Origin of the sequence: Psychrosphaera haliotis (assembly GCF_009728465.1) — a bacterium.
GTDB lineage: Bacteria > Pseudomonadota > Gammaproteobacteria > Enterobacterales > Alteromonadaceae > Psychrosphaera > Psychrosphaera haliotis.
The window spans coordinates 1,006,381-1,030,414 of sequence record NZ_WOCD01000003.1; the positions used below are offsets into that span (position 1 = coordinate 1,006,381).

Consider the following 24,034-nt stretch of genomic DNA (forward strand, 5'->3'; position numbering starts at 1 on the left):
ACAAAAGTTACTGCATTTCGCATAAAAAAGCCGACACCCATAAATAATCAGATGTCGGCGTTTTTTAAGACCAGAGGTTTAATTCAAAACCTTGTCATCGGCAGGTTTTTAATCCAATGTTTTAAACTTAATCGCACTTGGGTATTTTTTAGTGTGATAAATTTTATGGAATGCGCGAGTAAAGTCGCTTTCCTTGGCGTCAAAAATGTTGTCTACGTATTTTTGAGGATTGATGTCGATAAACGGGAACATGCTGCTTTGTATTTGAATTTGCAGTTTGTGGCCGCGTTTAAAGGTGTGTAGCACGTCGTATAGTTCAAACTTAACCTGAGTTGGTGTATTTGGTTTAAACGGCTTTGGATCGCTCATGCTGTCTCTAAAACGACCACGAATAACGCCCCATCTAACCAATTCATGACGGTTGCCCGTTGCACGATCAACTCTATTACTCGTCTCGTCTTTACCCGGTTTCACATCCACCAGCTTAACCACAATATCAGCGGCTGATTGCGTTGTTGAGAACCACAAATCTAGGTCGATAGCACCGCTTAACGTTAGGTCATCATCAAGCACTTCTGTTTCAAATACTAAAACGTCTGGGCGACGCGCCGCAAAACGCTGATCTTCAACCATGTAAGGGCGGTCCCAACCACGGCTTATTTTTGCAGAATGAGGAACTGGCTTATTAGGATCGCTAATGTACTCGCTGGCACCCGTGTCATTTTTTGTGGCACTAAGAGATTCATTACCGCTTAAAAATAGTGTTTGTGCTTTAGCTTCTTTTGGTGGCCAAACATCAAACTTTCTCCAGCGGTTGCTGCCCGTTTCAAAAATCGTCGCAGTCGCAATATTAGATGCCTTAGCGTTTTTGCCCTTGTTAGAGTTCTTATCGTTATCTTTTAAGTGCTCTTTAAAAAATGGCAGCTGGATTTCCTCTTGAAACCATTTACTTGTATCAAAACCAAAGTTGGCTTCGCCTAGCTTAGAACCGCCAGAACGACTGTTCCACTGACCGTGATACCAAGGCCCCATAACTAGCTTAATATGATCTTTATTGTTGTTATCAGACATCGTTTGATAGGTATAAAGCGGACCATATAAATCTTCTGTATCGTACCAACCGCCCACCACTAACGTCGCTGGTTTAGTATTGCCTAAGTGCTGTAATACATCGCGCGCTTTCCAGTAGTCGTCGTAATTAGGGTGCTCAGTTAACTCATTCCAAAACGGACGCGTTTCGTTAAAGTACTTTTTATTAACGTTGCTAAGTGGCCCTAACTCTTTAAAAAATTGATAACCGTCTGGCGTTACTGAATCCATGCGTTTCGCACCATGCGCTTGTGGGCTTTCTCGCTTTTGGTCAAAGCTATCAAAAAAGATAAACGCCATTGGCGTTACAAAGGCGCCATTTCGGTGAAAGTCATCAAAAAACCAGTCGGCAATTGGCGCTTGTGGCGATATCGCCTTTAACGCTGGATGACTGTTAATAGAAGCTACCGACGTATAGTAACCAGGGTACGACGTTCCCCACATTCCCACTTTTCCGTTATTGTTCGGGATGTTTTTCACCAACCAATCAATACTGTCAAACGTGTCCGTGGCGTCATCAGTGGCACCTTTGCCTCGTTTATAGGCATCTTGCGGACGCATATTTACAAATTCGCCTTCCGACATGTACTTACCGCGAACATCTTGGAATACAAAAATAAATTTGTCTTTTTCAAAGGACTCACTTGGGCCTAACGCCCTTTTATACTTATCAGAGCCATAAGGCGCTACGCGATAAGGCGTGCGTTGAAACATCATTGGATAAGACTGAGAGTCGTCGTTTGGAATATAAACCGAGGTAAATAATTTAATGCCATCACGCATTGGGATTTGATATTCATACTTGGTGTAGTTAGCACGAATAAAGTCCGCTCGTGGATTTGCTTTTTCTGTGGCTAGCGCCGCCGTTGCTGAAGTACTTGCCAACGCACTTGTTGCCAGGGAGTTCGAGGTTACTAAACTGTTCGCCGCTGCATTATTCGCTATCACACTAACAAATAGTAAACTGCAGGCAACTAATCGAGTTGCTAAGTCTCGCATGTTAATTCCTTATTATTCTTAGACTGCATTCACAGACTGTTTTTATAGATTGTTTTTATAGATGTACGGCATTTGTATTATTTTTAAACAAACAACTCAATGTATATGAGACCATTGCCAAAATTATGCGGCTGAAAATTAAGCGTCCAAAGCTGTGGTTATACAAAAGTGGTTGTTTACAGCTGCTAAAAGTGAATATTAAAACCATGCACCATTATCAATATAAAGTTGATTCTGTTTTGCTATAACACTCATTTATAAATATAACGAGGTGTAATAAATTGTCGTCACATTATTTGAATGATCAATTACACAGGAGTTAAGCTCGTTATGTCTAAATCTCAATTACAGCGTGCACAAGAGCTTGCCAGACCAAGCCGTGAAGAAATGTTAGTTCGAGCTCCGTCGGTTCAGTATTTTTGGGACAACAACCGTGCTCTTTTTGAAGGCGCATGGGCCGAGTGGGAACAAACTAATCAGGAACAACTATCAAAATTAGGCGAAGCCATTATTGCGCCCAAACTGAGAGAAGCGGTGGCGGCTGCTTGGCAAGACCCTTCTAAAGAGTCAGCGGTTTACGATCTTTGGGAAGAAGTATCGCCAGGTGTTTACCAATGTCAGTTTTTTGATCCAGAAGGTCTAGTTGCATTACGTGAATACTTGGAAAAAGTGGCTGACGCACAAATTCCATTACGACCGCCATACGGTATTGTTTTAAACCGTCACGGTGCCATGTTGGATCCGCGCTCGGAAGGTTATCTTGCTGCGCCTGGATTCCAAAGGTTTTACCGTGAAATCATGGATCAGTACATGCGCCCTATTGCACGTTTATTATTTCCGGAGGTAACTGGATTTGATACTCAAACATTTGGTTTTTCAATTCAATATCAAGCTGGCGTAGATACGTCATTGCGCCTTCATACTGATGCTTCAGCGGCGACCTTGAATATTAATATGAATAAGCCTGGTGAAGAATTTACAGGTTCGGAAGTGGACTTTTACGATCCAATGACTGGCAACGTAAACCGACTAACCTTTGAGCCTGGTATGGCAATGTTACACAAAGGCAATATTGCTCACGCAGCCCAACCTATAACAAGTGGTGAGCGTTCTAATATGGTGCTTTGGTTGTATGGTGATCGCGGAAGAATACCGCAGCATTCTCAACTACATTCGGCTTTTGAAACAAGTTCTGAATCAGGCTTGGGGGCTGCAGCTAAACAAAGATGGACTCTGCCTGAAAGTAACTATGATGGTCACGCACCATTTTAAGACATTAATAATCATTGGCTTGGTGTTACCAATTAAGGTACAACAGGCCTTTGGCAGCATCCTTTACAACGGTTTACTAAAAAAAATCGTAGAAAAATTTCGTCTTTATTTAGCCAGTTACAAAAAATTAATTCACCTCACTTTTTAAGTTCCTTATTTTACGGGGCCCTCAGAGGACAAATGTAAAGACAATCTTTACATTTGTGACAAAACCATCAAGAGGCTCTTTTTTAACCGAATTTTATTTGTTACAGTCAGATTACAGTTACTAGTATACATCTGTATATTAAGTCGCTGTTAACAACAAAATCATAATAAATAACAATAATAATTTGGAACAACAATAATGAGAAAGAAAAAGATTCATTTATTAGTCTCTTCTATCTTATCAGGTGCAGCTGTTTTCTCTCTTCCTCTGTTAGCTGCAGACGAAGCTCCTGAAAAAGCAGACCAGCAACTTGAAAGCATAGAAAAAATTACAGTTACCGGTTCTCGTATCAGACGAGCTGAGTTAGACCAAAACACGCCAGTGTTTACGTTTGGCGCTGAAGATATGACAGTTCGCGGTTTTACCAACGCTGCTGATCTACTTAACCAATCACCATTATTTGGTGGCTCTCAATCTCCTCTTGGTGCTCAGAACGGTTTTAACGCTGGTCAGAACCAAGTAAACCTATTTGACTTGGGTACCCAACGTACATTAACACTAGTTAATGGTCGTCGTTTAGTTACGTCTCAATCAGCAGTTGCTGGTGGTTCTCAGGTTGATTTAAACGTTATTCCTGCGGCACTAATCGAGCGAATTGAAACAGTTCCTCTTACAGGTGCTGCAACATATGGTGCAGATGCAATTGCCGGAACCGTGAACGTCATTCTAAAAGATGACTACGAAGGTTTAGAAGTTACTGGTCAATACGGTGACAACGAAGATGGTAACGCAGCAAGCCGTCAATTCAGCATATTAGGCGGCGGCAACTTTGATGACAACCGTGGTAACATCACATTTGGTATGGAATATACTAAAGATGACGGTTTATTAGAGTGTGACCAAGACTTTTTATGTAACAACAACCCTGATTTTGACAACGCGCAAAGCGAATACGTTGACCTTAATGGTGACGGACAAGCAGATGACCTTAACGGTGATGGTGTAGTTGATGCTGACGACAAACAGTCTGTAAGCTTAGTTCGCGATGAAATTCGTTTAGCACTATTTACTGAAAATGGCGCAGTTACGCCAGGCGGTGGTTTCCTTCCTGGTTTCGGCCTTGGTGCATTCCCTAATGGCAAGTTCTATGGCTTTACGCCAGACGGTAGCTTAGAAGAGTGTGCTCCTGGTGCCCCTAATACTCGTACTATCATGACTTCAGGTAGCGACGTTTGTGGTACTGACTTCTTTGATGCTGTTTCCCAAATTCGCTCTCCAGTTAGCCGTTTTAACACGTATGCGTCTTTGAACTATGACCTTACCGATGATATCTCTCTTAAGACTGACTTCATCTATGCAAACACAAAGGGTGAAGAGCTTGTAAACCAAGGTGGTTTCCAAACTTCTTTCTTTGGTGGTACTTCAGCGGCAATCTCATTGCGTACTGATAACCCATTCTTGTCTACTCAAGCACGCCAAACTCTTCGTAGCGCAGGCTTAGAAGGTAAAACATTTGGTGTTCACCGTTTCAACAATGACTTATTGCGTAACGGTGCAAACTCTAACGAAACTCAAGTATGGCGTGTTTCAAACGTACTAGAAGGAGCTTTCGACGCATTAGATCGTGAGTTCTACTGGGACGTTTCTGTAGTGCATGGCCGTTCTGACATTCAAGTTGAAACATCAGGTATCGTAGATGGTCGTTTCTTGAATGCTGTTGACGCTCGTCGTGTTGATGATGCATTACTTGAACAAGTTCGTTTACAAAACCCAGATGATGCAACTGATGATTTACCAGATCTAGATGCAGCGCTTGCAGCTCTACAAGGTTCTAACGGTGGTTTCACTGCAAACTTTGACCGTGGCGATACTATTTGTGGTGCTTACGCAGATTTAGCAGCAGGTACACTAACAGGCTTCAATGACCGAGCTCGTGGTTCTGGTCTTGTAGATGAAGACTTACCGTTCCTAGATGGTTGTGTTCCTTTAAGCCTATTTGGTAAAACTGCATCTGATGAAGCGTTAGATTTCATCACTGGTGGTACTCAAATCGCTGCATCTGACAATAGTCAAACAGTATTTAGCGCCAACATTGGTAGCTACATTGCAGAATTACCAGCTGGTTACTTAGACTTCGTTGTTGGTATGGAACGTCGTGTAGAGAAAGGTAACTACGACCCATCTGTTGGTCTTCGTGTTCCTATTACACGTAGCAGCATCAGCCGTCCTGTAAAAGGTGGTTTTGATACTGAAGAGTATTACTTTGAAATGGTTGCACCAATAATCTCTGAAGATATGGACATTCCTTTTGTTCAGTCATTTGAAGTAAGTGGTGCGTATCGTTACCAAGAGTTTAATACTCAAGCGCCTAGCGGTTTTGAAGACAAAACAACTGACGCTGACGTTTACCAAGCAAGTATGAAATGGCAAGTTTATAACGACTTAGCGTTCCGTGGTACATATGCGACTGCGTTCCGTAACCCGTCTATCAACGAGTTATTCTTACCTGCATCACAAACGTTCATCTCTGGTGCCGATCCATGTGATAGCCGTTCAGTTGGCCTAGGTCCAAATCCATCTGTTCGTAAAGCAAACTGTGAAGCTATTGGTATTGATACAGATACGTTCGTATCAAGTATCCAAGACGGTACAATTTCTGGTGGTATTGCATCAGGTAACCCTGAGCTTGAACCTGAAACTAACAAATCGCACTCATTTGGTTTAATGTACACACCTGAATTCCTTGAAGGCTTCAGATTAGCGGTTGATTACTACAACCTTGAAATCGAAGATTCAATCAGCGACGTAGATTTCCCAACTCAAGCAGCGACTTGTTTTGATTCAAATGACTTCCCTAACGAAGCAGCTTGTAGCTCTTTTGTTCGTGATGCAGACAATCAAGTTGTTTCAGCTAAAGAGCAGCCAGCAAACGTTGCATTGTCAACTTTTGAGTCTGTGACAATTCGTGCTTTCTATGACTTTGATTTAGCAGAGTTTGGTAACTTATCAGTTGACGCATTCACTCAACACAACATTTCTAATGAATTCCAGGCAACTGCGGCTTCAGAAGTAACAGAAGATGTTGGTGATTTTGCTGACCCAGATTGGTTAGGTACTCTTGACTTAACATGGACTAAAGAAGCTTGGTTAGTTAGCCACCGTGTACGCTGGCAGTCTTCAGTGAAAATTGATTCACTGGAACAAAGACTATACGCGTCTGACTACACTCAAAATGATGACGGAATTTACACTGGTAACTTCACAAATGAATCTGATGCTCGTTTCATTAATGACTTAAGTGTTCGTTATTCTTTTGACGACTCTGCATCTGTGCAAGTTAACATCTCTAACCTACTTGACCGTAGACCTGATGAGAACGGAAGAATAGCATTTGCTGCCGGTCACTTCGGTGTTGATGAAAGATTAGGTCGTAGATTTAGCGTTCGTTTTAACAAGAAATTCTAAATTCTACTCTTGAATTAAAAACAGCGGCTTAAGCCGCTGTTTTTTTTTATCTAAAATAAATTAAAACCACGTAAAATCATGACTAATCAACCCTTCTAGCGCCATTTTCTTTTAGCGCTTGAATACGCTTTTCAAGTGGTGGATGACTCGAAAAAAGAGCGTGTATTCGACCTGCATTAATCGCAAATGCGGCAATTTCATCAGGTACTTTAGCTTCTGCAACTTTATTTCCCATTTGTAGCTTTTCTAGCGCGGCAATCATTTTGTGTTTGCCCACAATGGAGGCTGCGCCAGCGTCGGCCCTGAACTCTCGGTATCGAGAAAACCACATCGTAATGATCATCGCCAACACACCTAAAATAAGCTCAGCTACAATCGATACAATCCAAAATGCTGGGCCATGTCCGCGTTCAACTTTAAACACAACGCGGTCAACAAAATGACCTATCACTCGTGACAAAAACACCACAAAAGTATTCATTACGCCTTGCAATAGTGTCATTGTCACCATATCGCCATTAGCTACATGGCTAACTTCATGGGCAAGCACCGCTTCAACCTCATCTTGTGTCATATGCTCTAGCAAGCCTTGGCTAACTGCGACTAACGCATTATTACGATTCCAACCTGTGGCAAAAGCATTTGGGCTTCTACTAGGAAAAATTCCCACTTCTGGCATACCAATATTCATTTGTTTTGCTTGGCGCTCAACGGTACTAATTAACCAACGCTCTTGTTGCGACTGAGGGGTTTTAATCAATTCTACTCGCATAGAGCGTTTTGCCATCGGCTTTGAAATTAACAAAGAGATAATTGAGCCAGAAAAGCCCAATACGGCAGCGTAAACTAATAGCGCCTGTAAATTTAAATCAACGCCATTTTCAGCTAAAAGCCCTTCTAAACCAAGTAGCCTAAACGTGATACCTAACAACGCTAAAATAGCGATATTTGATATGATGAACAGTCCGATACGAAACATGATTAATTCCTACAATATGTAATTTTAAAGTAATGACGATTTGTTTGATCTGGAACATATTACTTGTACACATAATATTCAATACAATCTTTACATCACTCTGTCTTTTCACTATCGATTAGTCAGATTAATAACTCTTCAGAGAGTCTTATGTATCAAAAGATTGTATGCGCCATTGAAGCGAGTGACGAAGGTAAATTAGTGTTAGAGAAAGCGTGTGGGTTAGCCAAAGCATACAACGCAAAACTCTATGTTGCTCATGTTATTCCATATTCAATACTTCCTAAAGATTATCAAAAAACACTTGAAGAGGAAGCTGCACCATTGATCGACAAGATTACGGAATCATTTGGTATCTCTCAGAAAAAAGTGTCTATTAAAGTGGGTAAACCTTACGAGCAAATTTGTTTAGTTGCGGATAAAAAAGAAGCCGACCTAATTGTCATTGGCACTCACTCTAAAAAAGGAATTCAAGCCCTAATAGGCTCAACAGCAAACGGTGTTGTTAACTATGCAAAATGCGACGTCTTTTTAGTTAAGATATAGTGTAGCTAAGCTAAATTGAGGCGCCACGTCAATTGTGCCGTCAGGTAAATTGTGCCGTCAGGTAAATTGTGGCGCCATGTCAACTCTGGTGCCATTAATTTCTTAGCCTCTCTTTATAAATAAACAAGCTGCATTTATTTTTTGTACCTTTACGTATAAAAAGGTTTAAATTAAAAACTTCATCCCCATCTATCGGTAACCAATTTCTTTCTCCTTCAATTAAAAGGAAACATGATGCTTAATTTTACATTTAAGAACCAAACTGAAATTTTATTCGGCAAAGGTCAAATATCTGAAGTACCTGCTAGATTACCGGCTAACGCAAAGGTACTATTTTTATATGGCGGCGGTTCTATTAAAAAGAACGGCATTTATGACCAAGTAGTTAACGCTCTTAAAGATGCAGAAGTTTTTGAATTTAGTGGTGTTGAGCCAAATCCATCTTATGAAACCTTAATTAAGGCAGTAGATGTTGCTCGCACTAACGAGGTTAACTTTATTTTAGCCGTAGGCGGCGGAAGTGTTATCGATGGCGCAAAATTTGTAGCGGCAGCGCATAACTTTGATGGTGAGCCTTGGGATATTTTAGCGAAAGGTGCAACATTCGAAAACCCACTACCAATAGGTGCAGTGCTTACTCTTCCAGCAACAGGCTCTGAAAGCAACGGCAACTCTGTTGTTACTAAAAAAGAGACTTCTCAAAAGTTAGCGTTCGCATCAGAAACTGTTCAACCACAGTTTGCTCTATTAGACCCTGAGTTCACGTTCTCATTACCACCTAGACAAATCAGCAATGGTGCAGTTGACGCCTTTGTTCATGTTATTGAGCAGTATTTAACGTACCCAGTAAATGCACCTCTGCAAGACCGTTTTGCTGAAGGCATTTTACAAACTCTTATTGTGGAAGGTCCTAAAGCCCTTGAAAACCCTGAAGACTATGACGTTCGAGCAAATGTAATGTGGTCGGCAACAATGGCACTAAATGGTCTAATTGGTAAAGGTGTGCCTCAAGATTGGGCAACTCACATGATTGGTCATGAACTAACGGCTATTTATGGTCTTGATCATGCTCAAACACTGGCAATTGTTTTACCTTCACTAATGAAGGTTCAAGCAGAATCTAAAAAAGAGAAAATTGCACAACTTGGTCAACGAGTATTTGGTTTAGCTGGCGCCGGTGGTGTTGGCAGCGAACATATTATTGATGACACAATTCAAGCGGTTGTTAACTTCTTTGAAGATATGGGTGTTGAAACCAAAATGTCTGACTATGACTTAAATGGAGACTCTACTGAGGTAGCAATAGACAAGCTAATTGCAAACTTAGAGAAAAACGGCATGACCGCTATTGGCGAACACGGTGACATTGACCCAGCCAAAGCTAGAAAAATACTAGAGCTTAGTGTTTAAGCTGAATATTTAAGAAAACTGTGTAGCTCTCTTCTATACAGTTAGTCAGAATTGCTATTAGCAATTTTCCATCAAAAAAGGCGCCTAGTGCGCCTTTTTTATTATTTAACAGCGAGTCATAATTACTCTTAGTTCTGAATATTAAAAAGTTTTACGTCTTCGCTTTATTCTTAGCAATCCTATTAAGGCAACTGACAGAAGCATTAAGTTTGAAGGTTCAGAAACGCTAGCTGTAGAACCTGACGGTGGGTTTGTCACCAATACGTTTTGAAAATCAGGATTGTCTCTAACTAATAGTGACGCATGAGAACCAACGCCAGAGTCTTTATCACGCTTAAAAGCGATGTTAGAAGACGGTCTAAAGTAACCACCTAAGTGACCATACCCAAACTGTCGAGGTTGACCAAGATCAAAACCAGTACTGTCTACAAAAGCTACTGCGTAGTAAGACGTTTCAGTCGCTCCGTTCACTGATTCAACTTTAGAATAAGTTGAACCTAACAAGCCTATAAGAGAAGCAAAGCCATCATACTGACGTCCTGAAAAGTAATTATCAGGCTCAAAACCCAAATGGTTTTCTACCAATACATCAAACTCAAGGCTAGTTGCAAAACGCCAACCTGTTAGAGAACCATTTAATAATGAAGCTTCAACATCGTTGTAACTTAATCTTTTTGTGAAGCTCAAATCCAACCAATCTAAACCCGATATATCATCAGTTGTGAAGTCGTCATTGTCTATTAGACCTGCTTTTGCAAACGCCGGAGACAACAGTAAAACAAGAGCAAGTAGAGACGATATTATTTTCATTATAGCTACCTTTAAATTTGCAACTTTATCCATAAATTTGTTTAACGTTTAATCCAGAACTTTAGTCAAATAAGTTAAAGCTACAGATTTAAAAGCTAGATTACCTACTAAATTAAAAATTGTAAATTTTTATTACAAAAAAAGTATAAAATTCAAACAGTAGTAAAGCTATATATAATTGTGCAAGGCAGATTTACTGCTTTTTTACCTTACTTTCAACTTGTTTTTATTTACCCTTTGTCTTATTTTATTGTCAGTGTGTCGTATTAAAAAAATAAATTTAAACGTACTCTATTCAAAAGTAGTCAATGAGCACCTTCTGTTTATTGACATGGAATTTGGCATAGCAAAAGCTCGCCGAAAATAAGGAACAATATGAAAACTAAAGCCCTTTCTATATCTATGGTTGCTACCGCACTTTTTTTAGCGGGTTGCCAGTCAACACCAGCACCAACCGTTGAATCACCAAGTGTTCAAACTACGAGCCCTATACTCGTAAATAATGAAAAAACACTGAAACGTGTTGTTGCCGTTTCTCGATTCACCAATGAAACAAAACAAGGTAAAAACTTCTTTTTTACTGACAAAGACGGCGACGTTATTGGTAAACAAGCTTCTGATATTTTATCGAGCCGCCTAGCCTCTACTGGAAAGTTCATTCTTCTTGAACGTCAAGAGTATAACAAGCTTATCGATGAGTCAGGTTTCTCACCAGAAGCCATGGACAAAGTAAAAGCTGATTATTTGATCGTTGGTTCGGTATCTGAATTTGGGCGCAAAAACGAAAGTGATGTTGGCGTATTCAGCCGTACTAATAAACAGATTGCAACAGCCACCGTTAACGTTCGTTTAATTGATACTAGCAATGGCCAAATTGTGTATTCTGAAGAAGGTACAGGCGAAGCAGAAGTTGAGACTAGCACTACTCTAGGTGTTGGTGGCCGCGCAGGTTACGACTCAAGCATTAACGACAAAGCTATTTCTGCTGCCATTTCTAAAATGATCAGTGACGTTGTTGAAAACCTGATGGATAAGCCATGGAGAGCTTATATTCTTGATAAACAAGATGACATGCTTGTTATCTCAGGCGGTAAATCTCAAGGTATAGAAGCGGGTAATAACTTTGAAATATTTAAACGTGGTAAAAAAGTTAAAAACCCACAGAACGGTCTAATGATTGAATTACCAGGTACCAAAGTAGGTCAATTAACTGTTGTTCAAACAGTAGGTAAAGGTGATAACGAAATATCGTTAGCAACATTTACAAGTAATAACTTGAATACAAAAGACCTTAAAAATTACTACATCATGGAAGAGGGTAAATCATGAAATTCTTAAAACCTATACTATTAACTTTATCACTCGGTTTAGTGACCGCTTGTGGTACCGTTATCAATACAACCTCACAAGCTGAGGAAGCGGCTTACTTAGTGGTAAAAGGTAACTTAGTTAACAAAACTTACAGCATCAATAAAAACGCTCCGGTTGCTTTTCCTGAGTCTGAAATGAACGTAGTAAGAGTGCAAGTACCGTTAGGGAATGTACTTTTTAAAGTTTATGAAGCAGATAAAGTAATACTAAACAGAACTCTATTTTTATCAAATAAAGACAACCGAGAAATATCACTACCATGAAAAAGTTATTAATCGCAGGTATGGCTTTGGTTCTTGCTGGCTGTGTTGCAAAACCAACCATGTATTACTGGGGTGACTATTCTGACACTTTATATTTGTATAAATCTGAGCCTAGTGGTCAAACACTTGCTAAACATTATGCAAGTATTCAAGACGTGTTTAATAAGTCTCAAGAGTATGGATTAAGAGTGCCTCCTGGCGTGAATGCAGAGTACGCGACCTTGCTTCTTAAAGAAGGTAAAAAGGCCGATGCGCTGATTTATTTTCAGAAAGAAAAAAGTATTTACCCTGAGTCAGCAGTGCTAATGGATAGAATGATTCAAATGGTAGGGGCACAACAATGAGCATGATAAAAACGGCGTCAATGATTGTTCTAGCATTCATTCTGGTAGGTTGTGAATCTACTTACATTAGTAAGGAAGAGGCATTTCCTAAAATGTATAACGAACAACCAGCATCTATTTTAGTTGTTCCAGCAATCAACAATACCACAGCTCCAGAGTCTGCAGACTACCTAACAACCACTCTTGCTGAGCCACTGTCCTATCACGGTTATTATGTTGCTCCACTAGAGTTGGTACAGAGCATTTTCCAACAAGAAGGTATTCTTGATGGCGCTCAATTGGAAAACGTAGATCCAAGCGTATTTGGCGAGCAGTTTGGCGTAGATTCAGTTTTGTTTGTATCTATTAACAAATGGCAAACTAATTATTATGTGGTTTCTGGTAATGTTGAAGTTGCATTAAAGTACGAGCTTTATAGTACAAAAACAGGTGAAAAACTTTGGTTTTACGAAGATAGCCTCATTGTTGATACGTCTAGTAACGACAATAGTAGCGGTGGCGTAGCAGGTTTATTAGTAAATGTTATTGCCACTGCAGTTAGCACAGCAACTACTGACTATGTTCCTATTGCCAAAAGAGTTAATTACATGGCTTTAAGTTCAGCACCTCTAGGTCAATATCACAAGTTACATAATACTGATCAAACACAAACCAGCGTTAATCGATTTAAAGCTAAATAATTTAGCAAGTTGATCGTTAGTATCAAATTTTAAGGCGCTCTTGTAGCGCCTTTTTGTTTCCAATTTAAATTCTTCGTTTACCACGCGTTAGCATTGGCTCGGTGCCAATCCGTTTGCAGCTCTACAGGACAAGACCCTTCTTCAACCAAACAATCTTTAGCATATTCAGGATATATTTTGTCGTAAGTAGTCACTGTATTTGCGCTGATGCGTCGGTTAATATGGCTTCGGTTTAACTCGGTCATCTCTTTTAAACCGCAAGCGCCTAATAGCTCCAATAAATTATGAATGGTGGCTTTGTGAAAATTAAAGACCCGATCGCCTTTTAAATCGCTATCAAGCCATTTGTATCGTGCAGGGTTTTGTGTGGCGATACCCGTTGGGCATTGATCGTTGTTGCAACTTCTTGCCTGAATACAGCCAAGTGCCAGCATCATTCCTCGAGCTGAATTCACAGTATCTGCACCTAAAGCCATAATTTTGGCAATATGAAAGGCTGAAAAGATCTTCGCAGAGGCAATGATCCTGACTTTATCTCTAACACCAACACCTACCAATGCATTATTCACAAAAACTACAGCTTCGGTCAGTGGCATACCTACCGAATTAGTGAACTCAACAGGCGCCGCCCCGGTGCCACCCTCTGAGCCATCAACAGTAATAAAGTCCGGTGTAATCCCAGTTTCTAACATCGCCTTACAAATAGATAAAAACTCATGAGGCATGCCAATACATAACTTAAAACCAACTGGTTTACCGCCAGATAACTCACGTAATTGTTCTACAAAATTTAACAACCCAACTGGCGAATCAAAGGCCGAATGAGCCGCTGGAGAAACAACATCAGCCCCCATAGGCACACTTCTAATTTCAGCAATTTCAGCCGTAAGCTTTTGCGCAGGTAAAATGCCACCATGTCCCGGTTTAGCCCCTTGCGATAGCTTAATCTCTATCATTTTAACCACTTCTAAACGTGATTTTTTTCCAAACTCATCGGCATCAAAACCGCCTTCTGACGTTCGGCAACCAAAGTAGCCAGTACCTATTTGCCAAATAACATCAGCACCATGTTTCAAATGATACGGACTTAAACCACCTTCACCAGTATTGTGCGCAAACCCGCCGGCTTTTGCGCCTTTGTTCAAAGCAATAATGGCATTTTTACTCAAGGCACCATAACTCATCGCGGAAATATTAAGGGGAGAAGCTAGGTAAGGCTGCGCGCAGTCAGGTCCTCCAAACTTAATTCTAGGGTGTTTGTTCTCCATGTGAACCGGATTTAATGAGTGACTAATCCATTCGTATCCCGTTTTATAAACATCAAACTGAGTGCCAAAAGGACGAGTATCTGATTCTTGTTTTGCACGTTGATAAACAAGCTCTCGGTATTCACGGTTAATGGGTCTGCCGCTAATATTTGTTTCAACAAAGTATTGCTGAATTTCAGGGCGAATTGATTCCATAAAATAGCGCATGTGACCCAACAACGGATAATTCCGTAATAGCGTATGTTTGCGCTGAGTTATATCGACAATAGCAATGACAAAAAGCAAACCTAGCATGGCGCACAACCACCACAACTCTAGGTATACCGCGCCACCAATAAGGATGCCTAAAAACAATAAAACCGTTATCCGTGTACTCATTAAAACTACCCTTCTCTATTGTGTTGCAAAGCTTTTGAAGCCACAACGCCACTGGCAACACCTGCTACTGTTACACTTAAAATCTCTAACCAAGAAGCGTCTTTTTTTAACAGCGCCGTGCCTACGCCACCAATAAGGCCAGACGTTATTCCGGCATAAACCTGACTAGACCTTAAGCCTAACCCCGTGACTAAGTTGATAAAATGCTGACAGTTTCGTTCGGTGACCGAATAATCCCATTTACCAATATGGCTGCGCGCTAAGGCAATACTTTTAGGAATAGGCCACAGAGACTTGTGCAAGGCTTTGTAGGTATTTGCGCATTGAATAACTTCATGGGCGGGCTCTTCACATACAGTACCGGTGCGCTCTGTAGCGGAAATCAGCATGTAAATGCCCTGCTCACAACGCCTATCGGATACTAGTGACCAATGCTGATAATCGATAGGTCCAAAACTAAAGTCACTTACTAAAATATCGCCTGGTACCAATGCGCTGTAGTCAAATACGGCGCACTTTTCGGCTTCTGTTAACGTTAATAATCCCATGCATAGTTGTCCTTAAATAAGTCCGGTTAAATCCTTTTCATTTACAATGACTACCAATAGCATAAATTTTAAACAGGTGGCAATTAATTGGTTATATGCGAGCGCCTACTGGAATCAAAAGCGCTAGGGTAGATTCAGGCAAAGCATCGACTTTGATTAGTCTTTTGCTTTTGCCTGTTTTAAAAGTAATACCGCAAACACAACTTCTGTTATTCCGCCTATAAATGCACCATAAACAAACTGTGCTCGCAGCAATATACACAACATACCGGCGAACATCAGTAAGCCGCCTAGTGCCCAATACAGTTTGTTTCCATATAGGGTTTGGAATGCTAAATACCTTACACCAATGGCCAATAGCATAATTGGAAAGAACCAAATTAAGCTGAGCTTCGCCACATAAAAAGCCAAAAACAAACCCACAAAAAGAATTATTGTACTCTCTAATGCCAACTTACCTAGCGGGTTGTCTGTGTCATGGGCACCTGAGCGGTTCAGCTTTTTTGCGATTAACACCGACATAGGGTGTATTATCATACCGCCAAAAAAAAGCGCTAACATACTGAACTGCGCAGAATGGAAAACACCGACAAGTCCAGCGGTAATCCAAACTAAGCCTGAAATTAATACGCCTGGAGCACCGCCAAAATAAGCGTTATCCATATTTTTTTGTGCGTCAGAAAACTGCATTTAACTTCCTTTTATTTATATTCACGACCTACTTAAGATCATGATTTGTTTAGGCTATAAAGTTTACTTAGCCACACCGGTATTTTGATTATCACGATGGATTTTAGCCCACGTGTTTGTCATTAAGCCGGTGCTATCGGTTTGAATAGCAAACACTTTACCCGTGGCACTCGATGACGATAAATCAGCTTCCGACAAACCACCAATATACAAAATACCAGAGCTGTCGATAACCGGTGACGACCAAGTGACATTCACTTTTAGGTCATATTGCCACGCTAGTGTTCCGGTTGGAGTGTAGGCATAAAGCAAGTCAGTTTCTGATGCAAAGTAGATATTGCCGTTGTCGCCAATAGTTGGTGAAACATATACATCACCAGGGATAGACACTTTCCATTTTACACTTTGGTCGTTCATGTCTAGCGCATAAAACTCACTGTTTTCGTTGCTCTTTGTACCAAAGTATAGTGTTTCTCTTGATTCATCAATTGCTACCGACGAGCGAATATGTGGCGGTTCAATGACGTTTGGCGATGTTAACCTAAAGTCCCATAACAACTCTAAGTTGTCATTAAACGCATATAAAATACCAGCTTCAGAGCCTAAATAAACATTATTGTTGGAATCAACGGCAGGTGAAGACAATACTAAATCGCCCTGAAAAGTATCAATATCATCAAACTCTCCAGAGACTTCATAAGTGGTTAAGTTTAACTTAAGTAATCTACCTTCGTCGTAATAAACCAGCTCACCATTGTTATTTAACGCACCGTTAACAAAACGGTCTTGACGGCCACTACAGTTACATAAACGTTCGAATAGTTTATCGCCCGAATCCGCGTTAAAAACTAAAACGTCCAAACCTGTATAAATAATTTGATCGCCCGTGGCCACCACTTTAGTTAAACCTGAACCAGTTTGGCTTCCGTATTCCGATACGCGTTTTCGCCAAATTTCATTTCCTGTGCTGCTTAGCGCCACTAAGTCACGATAGCTTTTATTGAATTCGGCAGTGCGCTTATCAACGGTAAAATAAATATTGCCTTTGTGCACCACTGGGCTGGAGCGAACTTCTTCAGCATTAGGCAAGGTGTACTGCCACTTAACATTGCCATTTCGGTCGTATGCGGCCATAACGTCGTTACCCGCTGATGCATTTCTAACATTTTTTGCAGTGCCTACATAAATCGTCTGCTCGTCTGCACTTAACGCAGGAGACGAGTAATAGGCAAAACTAGTAGTGGGTAGCGCTGCATCCCAAACTAATCGAGAACTTGAACCGCCAGAGCTTCCACCTGAATTACCACCCGAGCCACCTGTGCTGCCTCCCGACTCACTGCCAGAACTTGATGAATCACCCCCGCCGCCACAGGCCGCAACCACAGTACTAAACAACAGAACTTGCGCTAATTTGAGATAATTATTCATTGGGGTGTATCCTTACGTTAGTATTCTTAGGTTTATGTTCTTAGGTTTGTATTTATTTGCAGATACTTGTATTTATCAAGCACCACTTTAGTTTATTATTTACACAAAGCATTGTATTCATTTAAATTTAAATCGCTACAAAAACTTAGTTTTATAAAAAGGAATTCCATGAAGTATTTGTTTGTTAGTTTGATGTGTTTTGCGCTTATCTCGCCCGTGACCTTTGCAACAACAAAACCAATAAAGCTAGAGGCTGGCATATGGGAAGGGATTAGCGACCAAGTTGGAATGAATTATAATATTTTAGATGTGAATGAAGACGGCCAGCACGCGTTTTATATTGCGAATATGGCAAGTGCGATGCGCTATATAAAACGAATACCTTTTACTGACAACAATATTACTTGTACATCAGCAGAGTGCACCTTAAGCCTTAACGACCCTCGTGTAACTAATGAAAAATACAAAATCATAATATCCCCTCACATTACTAGTTCATTTAAAGTACTGAGCATTATTAGCGTAGATGAAAAGCCGACACTGACACAAACATATCAATTAGATAAGATAGAAGGTAACTCCACCACGCGTGAATTTATGAAGCGATACGGGGCAACTATTCAAGCATTAGACAAATATACTCAAAAGAGTTTGTACGGCTTTTGGGTTGGCACTTACAACGACGGAACTCAAAAGAAAATGGTGGTATTAAACGCCCAACCTGGCCAACGTTCAGAGTTTGTGGTTATGCTAAACGGCTATTCTGGTGCCACCAACGAAACGTATTTTAAAGACAGTGACATTACTACTTCGGATACCATCACTCGCATTTCAACAAGCCACAAAACCTTTGCAAACCAAATTATAATGCACCAACAAAACAACAATATGATAACCGGCCACATGTATTCTTATTACAAGGGACAAGTACTGCAAACAGCCTCGTTTCAGTTGTATAGGGTTAAGCGTTAGCTTGTAGAAGTGCTAGTAATCAGAGTATTAATAAAGGGCAACAATGTTTGAGAATCTTTCATCTACAGAAACAAAGAAGTTATTACGTACAAAATAAAAAAACCAAAACAAAGCTACCGCTCAATCAATTTATTAAAAATAAATACCCAACAAATACAAACAGTTAAAAAATACCTATTAACGTAACTTTAAAAACAAAAAGTACGTGATATTATTACGTACAAAATAAATTAATTTGGAATATATAGATGGCTAATTTTGATAGTAACTACTGTTACTCATTCCCTGCAATTAGAGCAATCCAAGCTGGTAAGCCTTTTTATATCGCAACCTGCCCACTCCGTATTATACCTAAAATTTTTATTTACGATGAAGAGGAAGTCCCCGTTGAATTGAGAGCCCAACGTACGTTGAATAAAAGTAGAATTCCTGAAATGGCCAAATATTTAACTGACTCTCCAAAAGACTACGTATTCTCAGCGTTAACAGCCTCCGTAGGCTCAGACGTAGACTTTGAAGAAGCTGAGGGAACTCATAACCTTGGTACATTACGAGTTTCCATGGACGCACAAATATTGATAAACGATGGCCAACATCGAAGAGCTGCTATTGAAGAGGCAATTAAAGAAAACCCAGAACTAGGCCAGGACAATATTGCCGTGTTATTTTTTGTTGATGAAGGGTTAAAGCGGAGTCAGCAAATGTTCGCTGATTTAAACAAATACGCTGTTCGCCCTAGTTCCTCATTAGGAACTTTATACGATCACAGGGACCAAGCTTCAGAGCTAGCTCGTTATTTATCACTAAACGCGAGGCCGTTTGTAGGATTTACAGAGTTTGAACGTTCTACAATCTCAGCAAGAAGCAGTAAACTATTTACATTATCAGGTATAAAACAAGCAACTAGAGCTTTGTTTGGAAAGGGCCCGAAAGATGGTTTTTCCGATGTAGAGCAAAAAATAGCAGAAGAGTTCTGGAATCGTTTAAATAAGCATATGGTTGAATGGCAGCAAGTACAGGCTAAAACCCTGTCTTCCGCAGAGTTTAGACAGGAATTTATAACTGCGCACGGCATAGGGTTACAAGCATTGGCAATTGTTGGGAAAGAAATATGCGCATTAAACGAACAAGACCAAATTGTTAAATTTAACGCTTTAAAACAAATTAATTGGTTAAAATCAAATCCAGATTGGAGCAATCGAGCTATGCAACATGGCCGGCTATCAAAAGCAGTGTCTAATATCTTTTTAACCTCCGTAGAAATTAAAAGAAAAATTAACCTACCTATTTCCGAACAAGACTTAACTAAAGAAAAAGAATTACTTAACGCATGAATCTATTAAATAAACATGATCTAGATGAAGAATATGTCGACTTCATCGAAAACGAAGTATTTTCGGGACGATTCCTAAGTGAGTATATTGCTGACACTCAACGAATTTACTTATCTGACAAACGACCTTGGGTTATTGGTTATAGCGGCGGTAAAGACTCTTCTGCCGTAATGGCACTCATTTACATGTCATTATTAGGCTTAAAGCCAGAGCAACGCCACAAGCCAGTTTTTGTGGTTGCTTCTGATACTTTGGTAGAGACTCCTATCGTAGTTAATCATGTAAACAATTCTCTTGAAGCAATCGAGAAAGGCGCCAGAAGAGACAACTTACCTATTACTTCTCACAAAGTCGTACCAAAAACGACTGAAACGTTCTGGGTTAATCTTTTAGGTAAGGGCTACCCTGCGCCAACAAGAAGTTTTAGATGGTGTACTGAGAGAATGAAAATTGACCCTGTTAGTACATTTATTACTGACAAGGTAAGTCAATATGATGAAGTCATTGTCGTATTAGGTTCTCGCTCGCAAGAAAGCGCATCTCGTGCACAAGTCATTGCCAAACATAAAATAGACGGCTCTTCACTCGCAAAACATACTACTTTATCAAATGCATTTATCTACACGCCTATAGATACATGGCATGTTGACGATGTTTGGAAAATTCTTCGTTTATGTCACTTAGTCAGTGAAGAAACTCCAAACGGTACTAAAAACAAATGGTTTGATAAGTATGATTTAGAGTGGGAAAACCCTTGGGGCGGTAAAAACTTAATCCTTTGGAACTTGTATAAAGACTCATCCGGACAAGGCGAATGTCCTATGGTCATTGATGAAACTACACCTTCATGTGGAAATTCACGTTTTGGTTGTTGGACTTGTACTGTCGTCACCAAAGACAGAGCTATGGAAAGCTTAGTTCAAAATGGCGAAGAATGGATGAAGCCGTTGCTAGAGCTGCGTAACAAGTTGGCGGAAACCACAGTAATAGAAGACAAAGGAAAATATCGTAGTCACATCCGTCGAGATGGCCGAATGGCGTTTAAGACCCTTACCGTAGACGGTAAAAAAGAAATGACTGAAGGCTACACTTACGGTCCCTACTTACTGTCTTTTAGGCAACAGTTTTTAAAAGAACTCTTGGAAACACAGAAGCAATTAAATAAGGTGAGTAAAGATCTAGAGCTAATCACTGTACCAGAGCTTCATGCTGTTCGTCACCAATGGTTAAATGACCCGAACGAGCCTGATTGGGAAGATACTTTACCTAAAATATTCAATGACGTTTTCGGTTTTGATCTTGATTGGACTGTTGACGATACCAACCAATTTAGTCACGCAGAAGCTAAATTGATAAACGAGCTATCCCCTAAATATGATGTTGCTCCTCAAATGATAAAAAAGCTTATTGATCTTGAAACTTCGATGAGTGGCTTATCTCGCCGTACTGGAATTTTCACTAAAATTGGTAAGATTGTTCAACAAGATTGGGAATCTGCTGAAGAGATTATCGAGAAGAATCTCGAAAGTAGAAAAAACCAAATGCGCCAATCGAAAGAAGTTATATCTATTTCAGAAGAACTAGAGCAGCTTAATAAGTTAATAGAAAAGGAAGGCTTGTAATGATCTTTAAAACGCTTTCATTAGAAAACTTTCGTGTTTTTAACGGCCAGCATAATATCGAGCTCGCGCCAAGACGTGCCGGACTGCAATCAAAGCCCATCGTATTGTTTGGTGGCTTAAATGGAGCTGGCAAAACGTCAATCTTAACTGCGATTCGACTAGCATTACTGGGTAGAAAGGCCATTGGTAACGCAGTTTCGAAAAAAGAATTTAATGAATACCTAGCTGAGCAAGTTAACAAAAAAGCGGCTAAGGATAGTTCTGAAACCGTTGCAAAAGTAAGTTTAGAGTTTACTCATACTCACCAAGGCGAACACAGTACTTACCGCGTTGAGCGTGAATGGTCATTAAATAATGATGAAAAGCTGGTCCTATATATAAACGATACTTGTGAAGAGTCCCTAACAACTGAGCAAGTGCAGAGCTTTCTTCATGAATTAGTGCCGCCGGGTATCGGTGATCTCTTCTTTTTTGATGGTGAAAAAATTGCCGAACTTGCGGAAGACGATACAGGTTCTTACTTAAAAGAAGCCGTACAAAAATTGTTAGGCATTGATGTAATAAATCGATTGTCCGATGACTTAGACATTTACATAAAACAAATAAGCCAAAAAGCTGCTGATGCTAAGACAGTTAAAGTTATCAACGAGCTTGAGTTAGAAAAAAATCAGCTACTTTTACAAGCAAATAAAGAGCGCGAAAGTGAAGATCAAGTTAAAAGACAATTAGCTGATTTAGAATTACAAGTTCGTGATGCCGAACAAAAAATACAAGACCGCGGCGGAGCTTGGGCTAAAACCAAAACTGATGAAAAAAATAAAGCTGATGAATTAGTAAAACATAAAGCCATACTTGAAACAAAAATATTGGGTCACTTAGATGATTCTTTTCCTTTGGCACTAGCACCCAAAGCAATGGCTGAATTGGTCACAACGTTATCTGAAGAACAAGAGATAAAAGAATCCCAAGCGTTTGCTAATAAGCTAAATGAAAACCTTTCAGACTTAGAGACGATACTTCAGTCAAAATTTAGCCACGAATCAGAAGAGTTATTTGCGACCATTAGCGATTACTTTAAATCGGTTAGTGGGTCTTCAAATCGTAGCGTAGAGCTTGATATTTCTAATACTGACTTCAACATATTGCAAGCTCAAATAAGTGATGCTTCGAAAGCCAAAATCCAGTGTGTCGAATTAACTCAAGAGTTATTGGAAACAGAACAATCACTAGAGTCCGTTTCTATAAATATTCAACGAGCACCTGATGAAGAAGAGCTGACAACTCTTTATGACAACCTACGAACGCTAGACGCTGAAAAACATAAGCTTAAGACACAATATGGCCACCATCTTATAAAAGCTAAAGCTTATATTTCAAAAGCCTTAGAGTTAGCCAAAAGGTTAGAGAAGCTTTATACCGGTCAAAAGACTGAAGCTTCAATTTCAAAAGCTGTTAGCCGTGTTGATGCAAGTACTAAAGTTTTACAGGAATTTTCATCGCAACTTACAGCAATGCGAGTCGGACAACTGGAAGAGCTTTTCGCACAATCGTACCGGAAATTGGCACGAAAAGAAGATCTTAAACTTTCTGCGAAGATTGACCCTAGCACGTTTGATGTAACACTCGTTGATGCAGACGACATTGCTATAAACCGAAAATCTATGTCTGCGGGTGAGAAACAAATCTTTGCGTTTGCCATACTGGAAGCACTTGGAAAACTATCAGGAAAAGTGTTGCCTGTTGTGGTTGATACTCCATTAGGAAGATTAGATTCAAAACACAGAGATAAACTGGTTAAACACTATTTTCCAGAAGCGGGAGAACAAGTCATTTTGTTATCAACGGATACAGAGGTTGATGAAGACTTTTTTAGCGCGATGGCCCACGAAGTTTCACATGCTTTCGAAATTGAATTTGACGAGCAAACTAAGTGCTCAACTTTAAATGAAGGCTATTTCTGGAAAAACAGTTCTGAAACAGTTCAAAAGGAGGCTGTATAGTGTTACCTAATAATATGAAAATAAATATAACAGTTGAAGAGCAACTGCGAAGGCTTAAAACACAGACAGGCATAAGGCCCAACATATCTGCAAGAATTGCATTCTTCCGTTCAATAGAGTCAGGTTATACATTCGACCCAAAGTTAAAATATGAATTAAACAGCAAACTGGAGTTAGATAAGGTTACTTGGCTTGGTAAAACTCAATTAGTTACCGAGCTATTGCTAAAGAAAAAATATCCAACGCTTGATGGAAAAGAGTTACAAGTTGCTTGGGCAAGCCATGTGGAGCATGGGATAGGAGCATTAAGAAGTCACAAATATCTCACTGAAATATTAACCGAACTTTAGGTCAATTAGGTTCTCAGAAGAGTATTTAAATCTCGACTCTTTTGAGAACGTAATAACATTTTTCATTG

At 39.9% G+C, this 24,034-nt stretch carries 20 protein-coding genes; 13 read left to right on the top strand and 7 right to left on the bottom strand.

The features are described 5' to 3' along the window. Window positions 1-108: 108 nt before the first annotated feature. Window positions 109-2,088, bottom strand: coding sequence for a CocE/NonD family hydrolase (locus tag GNP35_RS09435; RefSeq protein ID WP_155695847.1), 1,980 nt, complete (start codon window positions 2,086-2,088; stop codon window positions 109-111). A gap of 330 nt (window positions 2,089-2,418) precedes the next feature. Between GNP35_RS09435 and GNP35_RS09440 the strand changes: the two genes are divergently transcribed. Further along, window positions 2,419-3,360: a 2OG-Fe(II) oxygenase family protein gene (locus GNP35_RS09440; RefSeq protein WP_155695848.1), complete on the top strand. Its 942-nt coding sequence runs from the start codon at window positions 2,419-2,421 to the stop codon at window positions 3,358-3,360. 346 nt (window positions 3,361-3,706) lie between these two features. Beyond that, on the top strand, window positions 3,707-6,973 hold the full coding sequence (locus GNP35_RS09445) for a TonB-dependent receptor domain-containing protein (RefSeq protein WP_155695849.1): 3,267 nt from the start codon (window positions 3,707-3,709) through the stop codon (window positions 6,971-6,973). A gap of 82 nt (window positions 6,974-7,055) precedes the next feature. On the opposite strand, the gene htpX is transcribed toward GNP35_RS09445, so the two are convergent. Next, on the bottom strand, window positions 7,056-7,952 hold the full coding sequence (htpX, locus tag GNP35_RS09450; protein ID WP_155695850.1) for a protease HtpX: 897 nt from the start codon (window positions 7,950-7,952) through the stop codon (window positions 7,056-7,058). A 150-nt stretch (window positions 7,953-8,102) separates the two neighbouring features. Here htpX and GNP35_RS09455 point away from each other — a divergent pair, with 150 nt between their 5' ends. Further along, a complete protein-coding gene (locus tag GNP35_RS09455) occupies window positions 8,103-8,498 on the top strand; it encodes a universal stress protein (RefSeq protein ID WP_155695851.1) in 396 nt (131 codons plus the stop codon). 234 nt (window positions 8,499-8,732) lie between these two features. Continuing rightward, complete coding sequence (locus tag GNP35_RS09460) at window positions 8,733-9,908, top strand: iron-containing alcohol dehydrogenase (protein WP_155695852.1); 1,176 nt, start codon at window positions 8,733-8,735, stop codon at window positions 9,906-9,908. A gap of 141 nt (window positions 9,909-10,049) precedes the next feature. On the opposite strand, the gene GNP35_RS09465 is transcribed toward GNP35_RS09460, so the two are convergent. Then, on the bottom strand, window positions 10,050-10,718 hold the full coding sequence (locus GNP35_RS09465) for a PEP-CTERM sorting domain-containing protein (RefSeq protein ID WP_196492475.1): 669 nt from the start codon (window positions 10,716-10,718) through the stop codon (window positions 10,050-10,052). A 375-nt stretch (window positions 10,719-11,093) separates the two neighbouring features. Here GNP35_RS09465 and GNP35_RS09470 point away from each other — a divergent pair, with 375 nt between their 5' ends. From GNP35_RS09470 to GNP35_RS09485, 4 genes are read left to right on the top strand one after another with little or no spacing between them, the layout of a single operon-like run. Beyond that, window positions 11,094-12,047, top strand: a complete 954-nt coding sequence (locus GNP35_RS09470; protein WP_155695854.1) for a CsgG/HfaB family protein — start codon at window positions 11,094-11,096, stop codon at window positions 12,045-12,047. After that, window positions 12,044-12,352: a hypothetical protein gene (locus tag GNP35_RS09475; protein ID WP_155695855.1), complete on the top strand. Its 309-nt coding sequence runs from the start codon at window positions 12,044-12,046 to the stop codon at window positions 12,350-12,352. The genes GNP35_RS09470 and GNP35_RS09475 overlap by 4 nt, the downstream gene beginning before the upstream one ends. Beyond that, entirely contained in the window at window positions 12,349-12,696 is a 348-nt protein-coding gene (locus GNP35_RS09480; RefSeq protein WP_155695856.1) for a DUF4810 domain-containing protein, read from the top strand. Before GNP35_RS09475 ends, GNP35_RS09480 begins: the two co-directional genes overlap by 4 nt. Beyond that, window positions 12,693-13,376, top strand: coding sequence for a GNA1162 family protein (locus tag GNP35_RS09485; protein WP_196492476.1), 684 nt, complete (start codon window positions 12,693-12,695; stop codon window positions 13,374-13,376). The genes GNP35_RS09480 and GNP35_RS09485 overlap by 4 nt, the downstream gene beginning before the upstream one ends. Window positions 13,377-13,453: 77 nt before the next feature. On the opposite strand, the gene GNP35_RS09490 is transcribed toward GNP35_RS09485, so the two are convergent. The 4 genes from GNP35_RS09490 to GNP35_RS09505 all read right to left on the bottom strand — a co-directional run bounded on the left by GNP35_RS09490 (window position 13,454) and on the right by GNP35_RS09505 (window position 17,688). Beyond that, window positions 13,454-15,022, bottom strand: a complete 1,569-nt coding sequence (locus tag GNP35_RS09490) for an FMN-binding glutamate synthase family protein (protein WP_155695857.1) — start codon at window positions 15,020-15,022, stop codon at window positions 13,454-13,456. A gap of 5 nt (window positions 15,023-15,027) precedes the next feature. Further along, on the bottom strand, window positions 15,028-15,570 hold the full coding sequence (locus tag GNP35_RS09495) for a C40 family peptidase (protein WP_155695858.1): 543 nt from the start codon (window positions 15,568-15,570) through the stop codon (window positions 15,028-15,030). 156 nt (window positions 15,571-15,726) lie between these two features. Beyond that, on the bottom strand, window positions 15,727-16,260 hold the full coding sequence (locus GNP35_RS09500) for a DUF7010 family protein (RefSeq protein WP_155695859.1): 534 nt from the start codon (window positions 16,258-16,260) through the stop codon (window positions 15,727-15,729). Between the two features lie 63 nt (window positions 16,261-16,323). Beyond that, on the bottom strand, window positions 16,324-17,688 hold the full coding sequence (locus GNP35_RS09505; protein WP_155695860.1) for a PQQ-binding-like beta-propeller repeat protein: 1,365 nt from the start codon (window positions 17,686-17,688) through the stop codon (window positions 16,324-16,326). A gap of 168 nt (window positions 17,689-17,856) precedes the next feature. Here GNP35_RS09505 and GNP35_RS09510 point away from each other — a divergent pair, with 168 nt between their 5' ends. From GNP35_RS09510 to dndE, 5 genes are all read left to right on the top strand, one after another. Continuing rightward, window positions 17,857-18,660 (top strand): hypothetical protein, encoded by an 804-nt coding sequence (locus GNP35_RS09510; RefSeq protein ID WP_155695861.1) that lies wholly within the window; start codon window positions 17,857-17,859, stop codon window positions 18,658-18,660. A 248-nt stretch (window positions 18,661-18,908) separates the two neighbouring features. Next, entirely contained in the window at window positions 18,909-19,994 is a 1,086-nt protein-coding gene (dndB, locus tag GNP35_RS09515; protein WP_155695862.1) for a DNA sulfur modification protein DndB, read from the top strand. Next, window positions 19,991-21,616, top strand: coding sequence for a DNA phosphorothioation system sulfurtransferase DndC (gene dndC / locus GNP35_RS09520; protein ID WP_155695863.1), 1,626 nt, complete (start codon window positions 19,991-19,993; stop codon window positions 21,614-21,616). The genes dndB and dndC overlap by 4 nt, the downstream gene beginning before the upstream one ends. Then, the gene (gene dndD / locus GNP35_RS09525; RefSeq protein ID WP_155695864.1) at window positions 21,616-23,616 is read left to right on the top strand and encodes a DNA sulfur modification protein DndD; all 2,001 of its coding nucleotides are present in this window, start codon (window positions 21,616-21,618) and stop codon (window positions 23,614-23,616) included. Before dndC ends, dndD begins: the two co-directional genes overlap by 1 nt. Beyond that, window positions 23,616-23,966: a DNA sulfur modification protein DndE gene (gene dndE / locus GNP35_RS09530; RefSeq protein WP_330997759.1), complete on the top strand. Its 351-nt coding sequence runs from the start codon at window positions 23,616-23,618 to the stop codon at window positions 23,964-23,966. Before dndD ends, dndE begins: the two co-directional genes overlap by 1 nt. Window positions 23,967-24,034 lie beyond the last annotated feature (68 nt).